Annotated in this window: 12 protein-coding genes; 7 read left to right on the forward strand and 5 right to left on the reverse strand. The window is 71.2% G+C overall.

Going from position 1 to position 14,392, the window contains the following annotated elements:
- Positions 1–15: 15 nt before the first annotated feature.
- Both can and L0984_RS28735 read right to left on the reverse strand, forming a co-directional pair.
- Positions 16–726: a carbonate dehydratase gene (can, locus tag L0984_RS28730; RefSeq protein WP_234197836.1), complete on the reverse strand. Its 711-nt coding sequence runs from the start codon at positions 724–726 to the stop codon at positions 16–18.
- Positions 727–759: 33 nt separating this feature from the next.
- Positions 760–1,164: a MerR family transcriptional regulator gene (locus tag L0984_RS28735; protein WP_234197837.1), complete on the reverse strand. Its 405-nt coding sequence runs from the start codon at positions 1,162–1,164 to the stop codon at positions 760–762.
- A 139-nt stretch (positions 1,165–1,303) separates the two neighbouring features.
- On the opposite strand from L0984_RS28735, the gene L0984_RS28740 reads away from it, so the two are divergent.
- Both L0984_RS28740 and L0984_RS28745 read left to right on the forward strand, forming a co-directional pair.
- Positions 1,304–2,392, forward strand: coding sequence for an MBL fold metallo-hydrolase (locus L0984_RS28740; protein ID WP_234197838.1), 1,089 nt, complete (start codon positions 1,304–1,306; stop codon positions 2,390–2,392).
- Between the two features lie 205 nt (positions 2,393–2,597).
- The gene (locus tag L0984_RS28745; protein WP_234197839.1) at positions 2,598–3,977 is read left to right on the forward strand and encodes a leucine-rich repeat-containing protein kinase family protein; all 1,380 of its coding nucleotides are present in this window, start codon (positions 2,598–2,600) and stop codon (positions 3,975–3,977) included.
- Here L0984_RS28745 and L0984_RS28750 read toward each other — a convergent pair.
- Positions 3,934–5,532, reverse strand: coding sequence for a glucan biosynthesis protein (locus L0984_RS28750; RefSeq protein WP_234197840.1), 1,599 nt, complete (start codon positions 5,530–5,532; stop codon positions 3,934–3,936). The genes L0984_RS28745 and L0984_RS28750 overlap by 44 nt on opposite strands.
- Positions 5,533–5,697: 165 nt before the next feature.
- On the opposite strand from L0984_RS28750, the gene L0984_RS28755 reads away from it, so the two are divergent.
- On the forward strand, positions 5,698–6,468 hold the full coding sequence (locus tag L0984_RS28755) for an SDR family oxidoreductase (protein ID WP_234197841.1): 771 nt from the start codon (positions 5,698–5,700) through the stop codon (positions 6,466–6,468).
- Here the strand turns inward: L0984_RS28755 and L0984_RS28760 are convergent.
- Positions 6,414–7,388 carry a DMT family transporter gene (locus tag L0984_RS28760; protein ID WP_234197842.1) on the reverse strand — a complete coding sequence of 325 codons (975 nt, stop codon included), beginning with the start codon at positions 7,386–7,388 and terminating at the stop codon, positions 6,414–6,416. The genes L0984_RS28755 and L0984_RS28760 overlap by 55 nt on opposite strands.
- A gap of 66 nt (positions 7,389–7,454) precedes the next feature.
- Between L0984_RS28760 and L0984_RS28765 the strand changes: the two genes are divergently transcribed.
- The 4 genes from L0984_RS28765 to L0984_RS28780 all read left to right on the forward strand — a co-directional run bounded on the left by L0984_RS28765 (position 7,455) and on the right by L0984_RS28780 (position 12,447).
- Entirely contained in the window at positions 7,455–8,378 is a 924-nt protein-coding gene (locus L0984_RS28765; RefSeq protein ID WP_234197843.1) for a LysR family transcriptional regulator, read from the forward strand.
- A gap of 7 nt (positions 8,379–8,385) precedes the next feature.
- Positions 8,386–9,279, forward strand: coding sequence for a LysR substrate-binding domain-containing protein (locus tag L0984_RS28770; RefSeq protein ID WP_114804658.1), 894 nt, complete (start codon positions 8,386–8,388; stop codon positions 9,277–9,279).
- A gap of 299 nt (positions 9,280–9,578) precedes the next feature.
- Complete coding sequence (locus L0984_RS28775; protein WP_076511584.1) at positions 9,579–11,240, forward strand: L-lactate permease; 1,662 nt, start codon at positions 9,579–9,581, stop codon at positions 11,238–11,240.
- 55 nt (positions 11,241–11,295) lie between these two features.
- A complete protein-coding gene (locus L0984_RS28780; protein ID WP_234197844.1) occupies positions 11,296–12,447 on the forward strand; it encodes an alpha-hydroxy acid oxidase in 1,152 nt (383 codons plus the stop codon).
- A 990-nt stretch (positions 12,448–13,437) separates the two neighbouring features.
- Here L0984_RS28780 and L0984_RS28785 read toward each other — a convergent pair.
- Positions 13,438–14,367, reverse strand: a complete 930-nt coding sequence (locus L0984_RS28785) for a M48 family metallopeptidase (protein WP_234197845.1) — start codon at positions 14,365–14,367, stop codon at positions 13,438–13,440.
- Between the last annotated feature and the right edge of the window lie 25 nt (positions 14,368–14,392).

The following is a 14,392-nucleotide window of genomic DNA, read 5'->3' on the forward strand; positions in this document are numbered from 1 at the left end:
CCCCTGCGCCCGGCCTCACTGGCCCTGCACGGCCACCTGCGCGCGCGGCTGCGGCGTGGCGGCGGCGGGGGCGCTCCACTTGGCGCGGATGCGCTGCACCGCGGCCTTGTAGATGCCGTCGAGCGGCTTGCCGCCGTCGACACTGATGCCCAGGTCCTGCAGCAGGCCGTCGTGCACGCCGAAGGCCCAGCCGTGGATGGTGACCTTCTGGCCGCGGCTCCAGGCGTCGACCATGACGGTGCTCACCGCGACGTTGACCACCTGCTCGGCCACGTTGAGCTCGCACAGCGCATCGTCGCGCACGGCCTCGGGCAGGCTTTCCAGCATGACGGCGTGGCGGTCGCGCACGTCCTGGATGTGGCGGATCCAGTTGTCGGCCAGGCCCACGCGGGTGCCCTTCATGGCCGCCTTGACGCCGGCGCAACCGTAGTGGCCCACCACCATGATGTGCTCCACCTTGAGCAGGTCGACCGCGAACTGGATGGTGGACAGCGCGTTGAGATCGGAGTGCACCACCACGTTGGCCACGTTGCGGTGAACGAACACCTCGCCCGGCTCCAGGCCGGTGATCTGGTTCGCGGGCACGCGGCTGTCGGAGCAGCCGATCCACATGAACTTGGGCGTCTGCTGCTTGACCAGGCTGGTGAAGAAGCCGGGGCGGTCGCGCTCCATCTGGGCAGACCAGGCGCGGTTGTGGGCGAACAGTTCTTGGATCGGGTCGGTCATGGCGGGCATTGTGTCAGCGGGTGGCGTGCCGTCCTACGCGGTCGCCTTGGTGGCGGCCTTGCGCGCACGCGTCAGCGCGGCACGGCTGGCCGTCTCCTGCGCGCGCACTTCGGCGAGGTTGGCCTGCAGCTCGGCCATCTGGGCCTCCAGCCGCTCGCGGTGGGCGCCCAGCACACGCAGGAAGGCCTCCAGTTGGGGCACCGTGTCGCGCGGGCTGTCGTACATGTCGAGCACGTCGCGCGCCTCGGTCAGGCTCAAGCCCAGGCGCTTGGCGCGCAGCGTGAGCAGCAGCCGCGCCCGGTCGCGCGCGGTGTAGACGCGGTTGCGGCCCTGGCGCTCGGGCGCGAGCAGGCCCATGTCCTCGTAGAAGCGGATGGCCCGCGTCGTGAGGTCGAATTCCTTGGCCAGTTCGCCGATGGTGAAAGTGGTGTTGGACATGCGAGAGGCATCGCCGCGCCCGCCGAAGGGTCGCGCACCGGTGACAGCACCATCTGGCGGCGCTGCCTACAATGACCGCAACTCTTACGTTGACGTAAACGTCAATACTAGCCGAGCCGGCCGCCCCCGGCAATGCCGCATGAACCTCCTCGAACGCGAACTCCACTACCCCCTGGGCGACACGCTGCCCGAGCCCGGCAAGACGATCGAGGTCGCGCCCGGCGTGCGCTGGATCCGCATGCGCCTGCCCTTCGCACTGGACCACATCAACCTCTGGCTGCTGCGCGACCGCATCGACGGCCGTGAGGGTTGGAGCGTGGTCGATTGCTGCATCGCCCGCGACGAGGCGCGCCAGCAGTGGGAGCAGGTGTTCGAGACCGAGCTGCAGGGCCTGCCCATCCTGCGTGTGATCGTCACCCACATGCACCCCGACCACATCGGCCTGGCGCAGTGGCTGTGCGAGCGGTGGAACGCGCCGCTGTGGATCAGCTCGACCGACTACCACGTGGCCCGCGTGCTCAGCACCGCCGGCGACACCCTGGCCGGCGGCGAGGCAGCCGCGGCCTTCTTCGCCACGCACGGCTTCACCGACCCCGAGGCCCTGGACAAGCTGCGCGCGCGCACCAGCTACTACCGCAACATGGTGCCCGCCGTGCCGGATCGCTTCGTGCGCATGATGGACGGCGACGTGATCCGCATCGGCGACCACGACTGGCGCTGCATCGTCGGCTACGGCCATGCGCCGGAGCACATCTCGCTGTTCTGCGACTCGCTCGAATGGCAGGACGACACCGGCCGCCATGCCGGCGTGCTGCTGGGCGGCGACATGATGCTGCCGCGCATCTCCACCAACGTGAGCGTGCATGCGGGCGAGCCCGAGGCCAATTCGCTGCGCCTCTTCCTCGACAGCATCGAGCGCTTCAACGCCCTGCCCGCCGAGACGCTGGGCCTGCCGGCCCACGGCAAGCCCTTCCGCGGCATCCACCGCCGGGTGGAGCAGCTGCAGGAGCACCACCGCGACCGCCTGGCCGAACTGCAGGCCGCCTGCGCGCAGAAGCCGCACACGGCGGCCGAGGCGCTGCCCATCCTGTTCAAGCGCGAGCTGGACCTGCACCAGATGACCTTCGCCCTGGGCGAGACCATCGCCCACCTGCACTGCCTCTGGTTCGCCGGGCAGCTGCGCCGCGAGCTGGGCGAGGACGGCGTCTACCGCTTCCGGCTGGCCTGAGGCACAGCAACGATGAAGCCCCTCTCCCCTCGCGGGAGAGGGGTTGGGGAGAGGGGGTGCGTGCGCCAGCGCTGCGCCCAGTCGCTGGCAACCCCTCTCCGCAGCCCTCTCCCGCAAGGGGAGAGGGAGCGACGCCCGCTTCAGCGGTACGACAACGACGTCATCGCCGGCATCTGCACCGCCACCACCCCCCTAAACTGCCCCGATGACCGACGACCTGCAACGGCTGCGCGCGGGCGAGATGGCTGGCGCGCGCCGGCTGCGCATCGCGGCTGATCTCGACACCTTTCCCCGCGAGATCTTCGACCTCGCCGACACGCTGGAGGTGCTGGACCTCTCCGGCAACCAGCTCGACACGCTCCCCGACGACCTGCACCGCCTGCACCGGCTGCGGGTCTTCTTCGCCTCGTCCAACCGTTTCACCGCACTGCCCGCCGCGCTGGGCGCCTGCCCCCAGTTGGAGATGGTCGGCTTCAAGGCCAACCGCATCGCCCATGTGCCGCCCGAGGCACTGCCCGCACGGCTGCGCTGGCTGATCCTGACCGACAACGACCTTGCCGAACTGCCCGACGAGCTGGGCCGGCGCCCCCGGCTGCAGAAGCTGATGCTGGCCGGCAACCGGCTCACGGCCCTGCCCGACCTGCGGCAGTGCCAGGCGCTGGAGCTGCTGCGCCTGGCGGCCAACCGCTTCGAGGCGCTGCCCGGCTGGCTGGCCGACCTGCCGGCCCTGTCGTGGCTGGCCATCGGCGGCAACGCCTTCAACGCAGCGGTCGAGGACGCGGCGCGCCATGGCCAGTCTTCGGACGCCATCGGCTGGTCCTCATTGCAGGTCGGCGCGTTGCTGGGCGAAGGCGCGTCGGGCCGTATCCATGCGGGCGTGCTGGGCGAAGGCGGATCGGCGCAGGAGGTGGCGATCAAGCTGTTCAAGGGCGAGGTCACCAGCGACGGCTGGCCGCTGACCGAAATGGCGGCCAGCCTGGCGGCGGGCACGCACCCGCGGCTGATCCCGGTGCTCGGCCGGCTGCAGGGCCATCCCGACGGCACGCAGGGCCTGGTGATGGCGCGCATCGCGCCGCACTACCGCACGCTGGCGGGGCCGCCCAGCTTCGAAAGCTGTACCCGCGATGTGTATCCGGAGGGTTTACGCATGCCAGCCGACGTGGTGCTGGGCATCGCCGCCGACGTGGCATCCGCCCTGGCCCACCTGCATGCGCGAGGCCTGGTGCACGGGGACCTGTATGCCCACAACCTGCTCTGGCGCCCCGATGCGCCCGCGGGCGAGGCGACGGCGCTGCTCGGCGACTTCGGCGCCGCAGCCTTCGCTCCGGAAGGCGCCATGGGCGAGGCCCTGCGCCGCATGGACGTGCGGGCCTTCGGCGTGCTGCTGTCGGAACTTGTCGCCCTTGCCGATGGGGCCGCCCTGACCGATGCGGCTTCGACGGACACGCCAATTGCCTGGGCAGCCGCCTGCATGCAGGCCGATGCCACCCAACGCCCCAGCGCTGCGACCCTGGCCGCCGCCACGGCCCGCTGGACAGCGATCAGCCCGGCTGCAGCTGGTACAGCCAGGTCTCCGTCAGCGTGACGCCGCCATTGCGCAGGTACAGGCGCATGTCCACCGGCTCGTTGTTGCCGGGCGCGGGCGTGAAGTCGAACTGCGCACGCCAGTGGCCGGGCACGCCGTTGGGCACGGCCTCGGTGAAGACGTAGGAGAAGCTGCCGCTCGACGCGGTGAGCACCGCCTCGGGCTTGACGCCGAAGGGAATGTCCTTGAGCGTGCCGCCCACGAACTCGACCATGAACTTGCGCACGCCCTGCGGCCGCGGCTGGCCCGGCTGGCCGCCGCGGCCGATTCGCGTGGCCACGCAGCGCGCCAGCGGGCCGGGGAAGGGCTCCTCCGCCTGCCAGTACAGGCGGTAGCGCAGGCTGTAGCTGCTGCCCTTGGTGGCGGGCGCAGCCGGTACCCAGAAGGCGACGATGTTGTCGTGGATCTCGTCGTCGGTCGGGATCTCGATCAGCTGCACCGAGCCATCGCCCCAGTCGCCCAGCGGCTCCACCCAGAGGCTCGGGCGCTTGTCGTACATGACGCCGTCCTGGTAGTGGTCGAAGGCGCGGTCGCGCTGCAGCAGGCCGAAGCCCTTGGGCGCGCGGTCGTTGAACTGCGAGGCGCGCGTGACGGCCGGGTTGTTGAGCGGGCGCCAGATGCGTTCGCCGCCACCCGTCCACAGCGCCAGCCCGTCGGAGTCGTGCACCTCGGGCCGCCAGTCGATGCCGCGGGCGCCCAGCGTCTCCGAATACCAGTACATCGAGGTCAGCGGCACCAGGCCCAGCCGGCCCACATCGCGGCGCAGGAAGAGGCGCTGCTCGATGTCCATGATCACCGCCGCCTTGCGCTGCATGACGAAGCGGAAGGCGCCGGTGACGCTCGGGCCTTCCAGCAGCGCATAGACGACCACCGTGGTGTCGTCCTTGGGCGGCTCGAACCAGAAGCGGGTGAAGGTGGGGAACTCCTCCGGCCGGTCAGGCAGGGCCACGTCCAGCGCGATGCCGCGGGCCGACAGGCCGTACTGGTAGAGCTCGCCGATGGCGCGGAAGTAGGAGGCGCCCAGGAAGGCCACCCAGTCGTTCTTGCGCCAGTCCAGCTTGGCCTGGTCGCCCAGCCGGCTTTCCTGGAAGCGGAAGCCGGCAAAGCCTGCGCCGTCGGGCAACTGCTTGGCCGGGCTGTCAGCGGGCATGTCGAAGTAGGCGCTGTCGTAGACGATCTCGCGCGAGAAGACGTCGCCGCCCGCGTTCTCCAGCACATGCATGTGCACCGGCACCTGGAAGAAGCGGCCCAGGTGGAAGAAGGTGACCGGGAAGGCGCCGGGCCCGTCCTTGAACAGGGCGTAGTCGGTGTCGAAGCGGATCTTGCCGTGGGCGTCGTAGTCGATGCGCTCCAGCACGTCCTTCGGCAGGCGGTTCTCCTGCGCATAGGGCCGGCCGGCCAGGGCCTGGGCGTCGGCCACGAGGCCATCCCAGGAGAAGGGCCGCGGCTGGCTAAGCTGCAGGGCCTTGGCGTTCTGTGCGGAGGCGGGCCGGCCCAGAAGACCCAGGGCGAAGGCGGCGGCGCCGGAAGAGACGAAGGAGCGTCGGTCGAGCATAGGCAGGGGCAGGCGTTGTTCTTGTGAAGGCCGCAACCATACCGCGCTCCGGGATTCCCCTCATGTCGGAAATCCGCTTCGATGCATCCGGTTGCGTTTGGCGCCTTGGCGACGGCCCCGGGCCGCAGGCCCTCTTAAGCTGCGCCACCGAAGGAGACACGCACCATGGACACCTCGAACCTCTTCTCGCTCAAGGGCCGCACGGCCCTCATCACCGGCGGCTCGCGCGGCATCGGCCGCATGATCGCCGAGGGCTACCTGGCGCAGGGCGCCCGGGTCTACATCTCGGCCCGCAAGGCCGACGCCTGCGACCAGGCGGCCAAGGAGCTGTCGGCGCTGGGCCATTGCGTCTCGCTGCCGGCGGACGTGTCGACGATGGAAGGCGTGCAGGCGCTGGTCGCCGCCTATGCGAAGCACGAGGATTCGCTCGACATCCTGGTCAACAACGCGGGCGCGGCCTGGGGCGCGCCGTACGAGGAGTTTCCCGAAAGCGGCTGGGACAAGGTGGTGGACCTCAACATGAAGTCGCCCTTCTTCCTGACGCAGGCGCTGACGCCCATGCTCAAGAAGGCGGCCACCGACCACCTGGCCAAGGTGATCCACATCGCCTCCATCGACGGCATCTCGGTCAACCCGTGGGAGACCTACTCCTACGCCGCCAGCAAGGCCGGCCTGATCCACCTGACCAAGCGCATGGCGCTGCGCCTGGCACCGGAGCGCATCGTCGTCAGCGCCATCGCCCCCGGCCCCTTCGCCTCCAGCATGAACAAGGAGGCCCGCGACCACGCAGACGAGGTGGCCGACCGCGTGCCGCTGGGCCGCGTGGGCACACCGGAGGACATGGCCGGCGCCGCCATCTACCTGGCCTCGCGCGCCGGCGACTACGTGGTGGGCTCCACGCTGGTGGTGGACGGCGGCTGCGCCTGGGGGCGCTGAGGCCGCGCGCGGCGCGGCAACCCGGCCCACGCCGCGGCACCGGCGATGAGCAGGCCGCCGAGCCAGCCCGCCGCATCCAGCCGCTCGCCCAGCAGGGCGACGGCGATCAGCGCGCCGAACAGCGGCTCGCTGCCCATCAGCAGCGCCGCCCGGCTGGGCGGCATGCGCTGCACCGCGTGGTTCTGTGCGAAGAAGGCGAACACGGTGCAACCCAGCACCAGGAAGACCATCGCGGCCCAGAATGCCACGGACGCGGGCGGCGGCACCCAGCCGCCTGAACCCGGCCGCAGCGCCAGCACCGAGGCTCCCAGCGCCACCACCCCACACTGCACGGCCGTGAGCGACAGCGCCGGCAGCGCATGGCGCGGGGCCAGGCGCCGCGTCAGGCACACCATGCAGGCACGCAGCAGCGCGGCCGCCAGCATCAATGCCGCGCCCGTGGCATGGCCCGCTGGCGCCGCCCCGTCCAGCGCCAGCAGCGCGGTGCCCGCCACGCACAGGCCGGTGGCCGCAAAAAGCCGCAAGGCCGGCCGGTGGCCGGAGAGCGCCCAGTCCACCCAGGGCGTGAAAGCCACACACAGGCTGATCAGGAAGGCCGCCTGCCCGGCCGGCGTGCGCCGCAGGCCCTCCGTCTCGCAGACGAAGATGGCCAGCAGCAGCAGCCCCAGCACCCCGCCCACCGCCAGCCCGGCCGCCCCGCCCGGGCGCAGCAGCGGCCGCAGCGCGGGCGCCAGTACCGCGAAGGTGAGCGCGAAGCGCAGCGCCAGGAAGGCGGCCACAGGCATCTGGCCCAGCACCGGCTTGGTGACGGCATAGCTCGCGCCCCACACGGCGGCCACGGCGAGCAGCAGCAGTTCGGGCGCGGCCAGGGCACCGGTGACCCGGTGGGCGCGCAGGCGAGAAGAGAAGGTGATCGGCATGGCGGCGATTCTTCGGCGCCATCTTTCCCACGACCAGCCGCTGCGCCGGAACAAAATCCCTTCCCCATGGGAATCAATGCGCCGCTGCACCTGCTGTCCGAGATGGTGGCTTTCGCCCAGGTGGCCGAGCGCGGCAGCTTCTCGGCCGCCGCCCGCGCGCTGGGCATGACACCCTCGGCCGTGAGCCGCCAGGTGGCGCGGCTGGAGGAGGCCCTGGGCGTGCGCCTGCTGGCCCGCACCACCCGCCAGCAGCGGCTGACCGAGGCCGGGCGCGAGGCCTTCGCCCATTGCGCCGAGCTGGTGACCGCGGCCCAGGCCACGCTGCAGGTGGGCCAGCGCTTCGCGGCGGCGCCGGCCGGCGTGGTGCGCCTGAGCGCGCCCAAGGCCCTGGCCCATCAGGTGCTGCATCCGCTGGTGCTGGAGTTGCTCGCCGCGCAGCCCGGCCTGGAGGTTCACCTGGTCGCCGACGACCGGGACATCGACCCGGTGCGCGAGGACGTGGACCTGGTCGTGCGCATCACCCGCCAGCCGCCCGAAGGCCTGGCCGGCCGGCCGCTGATGCCGGTGCGCCACCTGCTGTGCGCCGCGCCCGCCTACCTGGCAGCGGCCGGCATGCCAGCGCATCCGCAGGACCTGCCCGGCCACAGCTGCCTGTGGCTCGGCGAGCATCCGCGCGACCACCACTGGCGCTTTCGCCGCGGCGACGAGCAGGCGGAAGTGGCGGTGCACGGCCGCTATGCCGTCAACCACAGCGGCGCGCGGCTGGACGCGGCGCGCCGCGGCCTGGGCATCGCCTGCCTGCCCGATTTCAGCGCCCGCGCCGCCCTGGCCGCCGGCGAACTGCAGCAGGTGCTGGCCGACTGGGAGTTCCTGGGCCCCTACACCGGCCAGGCCTGGCTGCTGTATCCGCCGGACCGCCACCTGCCGCCCAAATGCCGCACCGTGATCGACCATCTCGCGGCCCGCCTCTCGCCCACGCCCGATCCGTGACCACGCCATGACCGCCGTCCGCATTCCGCCCATCCAGTCCCTCCTGGCCTTCGAGGCCGTCGCGCGCCTGCGCAGCGTGACGCAGGCGGCGGCCGAGCTGTCGGTCACGCCCAGCGCGGTGAGCCACCGCATCCGGCAGCTGGAGACGCAGCTGGGGCTCAAGCTCTTCGCGGCGCGCGGCGAGTTCCTGCCCTCGGCCGAGGGCGCGGCCTACCTGCTGCGGGTGCGCGAAGCCATGGCCGCGCTGCAGGACGCACCGCGCCCGGCCCGGGCAGCGCCCGCCTCAACGCGGCTGCGCGTGGCCGTCACGCCCACCTTCTCGCGCCAGTTGCTGCTGCCGCGGCTGGCGCTGTTCCGCCATGCCTACCCGGACATCGAGCTGATGCTGCAGGTGGCCATCCCCATCCACAACGTGACGGCCGAGGAGGCCGACATCGAGCTGCGCTTCGGCGTCGGCCCCTTCCCCGACCGGGAGTCGATGCACCTGCTCTCCGACGAGGTCTGCCCCGTGTGCAGCCCCGAATACCTGGGCGAGGCGGGCCCTTTCGAGGGCGACTTCGACACCGAGGCCGAGATCGGCCGCGCCCACCTGATCCGCTCCCCGCTGGAGCCCTGGCGCACCTGGTTCCGCGCCTGCGGCATCGGCCTGCCCGAGCCGGCCTCGGGCAACCAGTTCAACGACCTGGGCCTGGTGCTGGACGCCGCCGTCGCCGGCTTCGGCGTGGCGCTGATGCGCCTGCGGCTCGGCCAGGGCTGGCTGGACAGCGGCCGGCTGGTGCGCCTGTCGCGACGCAGCGTGCGCTCGCCGCACGACTACTTCCTGTGCTGGAAGCCGGGCACGCTGGAACGCTGGGAGTGCGCCGCCTTCGTGGACTGGATCCGGCAGGCGATGCGGGACTGAGGGCGCGCTGCGCGCCGGCCGTCCGCGGGCACCTTCGCCGAGACCCGCCGCACCCCCGTCCGGCCGGAGCAGCTTCGCCGGCGCCTGCCGCCCCCCCCAGACCGTTCGGGCTGAGCCTGTCGAAGCCCCGCCCACGCTCCGCCGGCCGGCCGGCCGGCCGTGAAAAAGATTCACGCCCGCCGCGCATCCTTTTCAGCCCCCCGGCCGCCGCCCGCTCCTAAAGTCGCGTCCCGTTGCGTGGCAGCCGCACGACAGGCAGCATGCCCGCACCGTCCACAACAACACGCAGGAGACACGCCATGCCCTGGCAGCAGATCTACGACCCGTTCGGCAACATGTTCATCTCCACCGCCCTCGCGGCGATCCCGGTGGTAGTGATGCTGGCCGCACTCGGCTTCTTCCACATCAAGGCGCACATCGCCGCCGGCATGGGGCTCGTCGCGGCGCTGCTGGTGGCCGTCTTCGCCTACGGCATGCCCGCCGACCTGGCCGGGCGCGCGGCGCTCTTCGGCGCCTTCACCGGCCTGCTACCCATCGGCTGGATCGTGCTGAACATCATCTTCCTGCACCAGCTGACCGAGCAGAACGGCAGCTTCGCGGTGCTGCAGGATTCGCTGTCGGGCATCACCGAGGACCGGCGCATCCAGCTGCTGCTGATCGCCTTCTGCTTCGGCGCCTTCTTCGAGGGTGCGGCCGGCTTCGGCACGCCGGTGGCGGTGACGGCGGCGATCCTGATCGGGCTGGGCTTCTCGCCGCTGGCGGCCTCGGGACTCTCGCTGATCGCCAACACGGCGCCGGTGGCCTTCGGCGCGCTGGGCACGCCGGTGATCACGCTGGCCAAGGTGCACGGCTACGACCTGATGGAGGTGACGGCCATGATCGGCCGGCAGCTGCCCTTCTTCTCGCTGATGGTGCCCTTCTGGCTGATCTGGGCCTTCGCCGGCCGCAAGGCCATGATGGAGATCTGGCCCGCCATCCTGGTCACGGGCGTGAGCTTCGCGGTGCCGCAGTTCCTGGTCTCCAACTTCATCGGGCCGGAGCTGGTGGACATCATCGCGGCCGTCGTCTCGATGCTGAGCCTGGTGGCCTTCCTGCGCGTGTGGCAGCCCAAGCGCATCTGGACCTCGCCCTCGATGCGCGGCAACGATCCCAGCGCCGCCGAGGCCAAGCCGCCGCAGCCGGTGCGCCAGCACAGCCGCGCCGCGCTGGTGCGGGCCTGGATGCCGTGGCTGATCCTCTCGGTGTTCGTCTTCGTCTGGGGCCTGCCGGCGGTCAAGACCTGGCTCAACGGCCTGTTCGCGCCCAGCTTCCCGATGCCGGGCCTGCACAACATGATCGACAAGATGCCGCCGGTGGTGACGACGCCCCACAAGGAGGCGGCCGTCTACGTGCTGAACCTGCTGTCGGCCACCGGCAGCGGCATCCTGCTGGCGGCGGTGCTCAGCGCCGTGCTGATGAAGTACAGCCCGGTGGCCATCGTGGGCACCTTCTTCCGCACGCTGTGGATGGTGCGCTACTCGCTGCTGACCATCGTGCTGATGCTGGCACTGGGCACGCTGACGCGCTTCTCGGGCACCGACACCACGCTGGGCCTGGCCTTCGCCAACACCGGCGTGCTGTATCCCTTCTTCGGCACGCTGATGGGCTGGATCGGCGTGGCGCTCACGGGCTCGGACACGGCGTCGAACGTGCTCTTCGGCGGCATGCAGAAGGTGGCGGCCGAGCAGCTGGGCCTGTCGGCCAACCTGATGGGCGCGGCCAACAGCTCGGGCGGCGTGATGGGCAAGATGATCGACGCGCAGTCCATCGTCGTGGCCTCCACCGCCACCCGCTGGTTCAATCACGAAGGCGATATCCTGCGCTACGTTTTCTTCCACTCGATCGCGCTCGCGGCGCTGGTGGGCCTGTATGTGACGCTGCAGGCGTACGTCTGGCCCTTCACCCTGACCGTGGTCCACTGACCAAGCCCGGCCCGGCGCGCCCGTCGTGCGCCGGGCCCGCCCTTCCGGAACTTCCATGACCGTCATCACCAACATCGAAGACCTGCGCGTGCTGGCGCAGAAGCGCGTGCCGCGCATGTTCTACGACTACGCCGACTCCGGCGCCTGGACCGAAGGCACCTACCGCGCCAACGAAGAGGACTTCCACAAGATCAAGCTGCGCCAGCGCGTGGCGGTCAACCTGGAGAACCGCAGCACCGCCACCACCATGGTGGGCGTGCCCGCGAAAATGCCCGTGGCCATCGCCCCGGTGGGCCTGACGGGCATGCAGCATGCCGACGGCGAGATTCATGCGGCGCGGGCGGCCGAAAAGTTCGGCATTCCGTTCACGCTCTCGACCATGAGCATCTGCTCCATCGAGGACATCGCGCAGAACACGACGGCGCCCTTCTGGTTCCAGCTGTACATGATGCGCGACCGCGACGCCATGGCCCGCATGATCGACCGCTGCAAGGCGGCCAAGTGCAGCGCCCTGGTGCTGACGCTGGACCTGCAGGTGATCGGCCAGCGCCACAAGGACCTCAAGAACGGCCTGACGGCGCCGCCGCGGCCGACGCTCAAGAACATCCTCAACCTGGCGACCAAGCCGCGCTGGGTGCTGGGCATGGCGCAGACCAAGCGCCACACCTTCCGCAACCTGGTGGGCCATGTGAAGGGCGTGAGCGACATGAGCTCGCTGGCCGCCTGGACCAACGAGCAGTTCGATCCGCGCCTGTCGTGGGCCGACATCGAATGGGTCAAGCAGCAGTGGGGCGGCAAGCTGATCCTGAAGGGGATCATGGTCGAGGAAGACGCCCGCATGGCCGCCGATGCCGGTGCCGACGCCATCGTGGTGAGCAACCACGGCGGCCGCCAGCTCGACGGCGCGCCCAGCAGCATCTCGGCCCTCCCGGCCATCGTGGACGCGGTGGGCCACCGGCTGGAGGTGTGGATGGACGGCGGCATCCGCAGCGGCCAGGACGTGCTCAAGGCCTGGGCCCTGGGCGCGCGCGGCACGATGATCGGCCGCTCGATGGTCTACGGCCTGGGCGCGATGGGCGAGGCCGGCGTGACGCGGGCGCTGCAGATCATCCACAAGGAGCTGGACACGACGATGGCCTTCTGCGGGCACACGCAGTTGTGCAACGTGGACCGGAGCATTCTGTTGCCGGGGACGTATCCGACCTGATGTATTTGATGTCTTGGTGTCTTTGAGGCGTAGCGGCCTGCAAGGTCTGTTGCCTTTCGGCCTTGAGCCTTGAGCGCTCGGTGGCCCGGTACGCCGAATTGCACAGGTGCCGTGCGGGCGCCCCTTCGTTGACGATGGTCCGGCCCTGGCGCCGGTGAGGGCGTGGCGGCGCTTCAGTGGAGCGGTCGGCGCTGCGCGCCGACTCCCCTGCGGTGCTCGGGCAGACGGGCCGCGGCATAACTCGCTACGCGCTTCGCGCTGCGCTCAAACAAACGCCGCGAGTCAGTTCACGAAGCGGGCCTGTCCTTCGGCAGGCCCGCAGCCCGTCCGCCCTGCGCTCCTCGGCGCCCCACAGGCGCGCCGCCACGCCCTCACCGGCACCAGGGCCTGAGGCGGGATTGATCGGCCGGCATGCGTGCTGCGCGTAGCCCCTCTCCCCTCGCGGGAGAGGGGTTGGGGAGAGGGGGCGGTCACACCACCACCGCGCTTCTTGCGGGCCACCGGCCCCCTCTCCCCCGCCCTCTCCCGCGAGGGGAGAGGGAGCAAGACCGGGTACCCAGGAACACCCACGCCAGCTTCCACGCGCCGGTGTCGGGCCCAGGGTGCGTGGGCGATTTCGGGGTCGGCGAGGCGCGCAGGATGGACGGGCTGCAGGCCTGCCGGAGGACAGGCCTGCTTCGTGATCTGACTCGCGGCGTTTGTCTGAGCGCAGCGCGAAGCGCGTAGCGAGTTATGCCGCGTGCCCGTCCATCCGAGCACCGCAGCGGAGTCGGCCCGCAGGGCCGACCGACCCCGTATGAGCCCGCGCGCCCTGGGCCCGGCGCCGGCGCGCGCCCCGGACCCTGCCATGCGCGCCCCCCGGCACACGGCACACGGCACACGGCACACGGCACACGGCACACGGCATCCAGCAGCCGGCATCCGGCACCTGGTTCCCAGTTCCTGGCAAGTCCAACGCGCCCCGCACGCCACTGCAGCGCCAGGCGCCACTCACCCCCAGCGCGGCGCCGGCTCGTCCTTCAGCACCTGCCGCCGCTGCGCATAGTCCGGCAGCACGCGCCCCACCTCGTCCCAGAAGCGCGGGCTGTGGTCCATCACCCGCAGGTGCGCCAGCTCGTGCACCACCACGTAGTCGATGATCGGCAGCCGATAGTGGATCAGCCGCCAGTTGAGGCGGATCGAGCCGTCCGCGCTTGCACTGCCCCAGCGGGTGGCGGCGTTGGACAGCGACAGCTTGGTCCACTGCACGCCCAGCTGCGGCGCGAAATGCGCCAGCCGCTCGGTGAAGACGCGTCGCGCCTGCCGCGTCAGCCAGGCCTGCGCCGCGTCGCGGATGCGGGCCTCGCCCACGTCCGGCGAGAGTGCCAGCCGCAGCACCTGCGGCGCATCGGCGCTGCCGTCGCCCACGTCCAGCAGGCCCCCCGCGCCGGCCTGGCGGTCGGTGGGATCCAGGCGCAGGGTGACCATGCGCCCCAGGAAGGGCAACTGCGCCCCATCGCACCAGTCGATGCGGCCAGCCTCCCGCTGCGACTCGCGCTGGCGTGCCTCCGACAGCTTTCGCAGGATCCAGCCGGCCTTCTCCTGCAGGGCCGCCTCGACGTCGCGGATGGCCGCCCAGCGCGGCGCGCGCACTGCCAGACCCTCGCCGCTCACCGAGAAGCCGATGGTGCGGCGATGGCCGCGGTCGAAGGCATAGGCGATGCGCACGTCGCCCAGCACGATCTCGCGCGAGGCGCGCGGATGGGTGAAGACGAGGGTGCGACTGTCCGGCGCACGCAGCGGCTGCGCTGGCGCGGCCACGCCCGGGGAGGTCGGCGCAACGCCGCGCGCCTTCGCGGGCGGGAGGGGCGGCTCGACCGCCGGCGCTGGCGCCGGCGACTCGCCAAACAGGTCCAGCGTCAGCTGCAACAGCCGGTGCATGCCCGCGCCCTGCTTGCCGGCCGCC

Origin of the sequence: Pseudacidovorax sp. NFM-22 (genome assembly GCF_021401245.1) — a bacterium.
In the GTDB taxonomy this organism is placed as follows: domain Bacteria; phylum Pseudomonadota; class Gammaproteobacteria; order Burkholderiales; family Burkholderiaceae_C; genus Xenophilus.

Bases quoted from the DNA above. Each gene is read 5' to 3' on its own strand.
- L0984_RS28750 (WP_234197840.1), bottom strand. From the start codon at position 5,532: ATGCTCGACCGACGCTCCTTCGTCTCTTCCGGCGCCGCCGCCTTCGCC.
- L0984_RS28740 (WP_234197838.1), top strand. From the start codon at position 1,304: ATGAACCTCCTCGAACGCGAACTCCACTACCCCCTGGGCGACACGCTG.
- L0984_RS28755 (WP_234197841.1), top strand. From the start codon at position 5,698: ATGGACACCTCGAACCTCTTCTCGCTCAAGGGCCGCACGGCCCTCATC.
- can (WP_234197836.1), bottom strand. From the start codon at position 726: ATGACCGACCCGATCCAAGAACTGTTCGCCCACAACCGCGCCTGGTCT.
- L0984_RS28785 (WP_234197845.1), bottom strand. From the start codon at position 14,367: ATGCACCGGCTGTTGCAGCTGACGCTGGACCTGTTTGGCGAGTCGCCG.
- L0984_RS28770 (WP_114804658.1), top strand. From the start codon at position 8,386: ATGACCGCCGTCCGCATTCCGCCCATCCAGTCCCTCCTGGCCTTCGAG.
- L0984_RS28745 (WP_234197839.1), top strand. From the start codon at position 2,598: ATGACCGACGACCTGCAACGGCTGCGCGCGGGCGAGATGGCTGGCGCG.
- L0984_RS28780 (WP_234197844.1), top strand. From the start codon at position 11,296: ATGACCGTCATCACCAACATCGAAGACCTGCGCGTGCTGGCGCAGAAG.
- L0984_RS28760 (WP_234197842.1), bottom strand. From the start codon at position 7,388: ATGCCGATCACCTTCTCTTCTCGCCTGCGCGCCCACCGGGTCACCGGT.
- L0984_RS28765 (WP_234197843.1), top strand. From the start codon at position 7,455: ATGGGAATCAATGCGCCGCTGCACCTGCTGTCCGAGATGGTGGCTTTC.
- L0984_RS28775 (WP_076511584.1), top strand. From the start codon at position 9,579: ATGCCCTGGCAGCAGATCTACGACCCGTTCGGCAACATGTTCATCTCC.
- L0984_RS28735 (WP_234197837.1), bottom strand. From the start codon at position 1,164: ATGTCCAACACCACTTTCACCATCGGCGAACTGGCCAAGGAATTCGAC.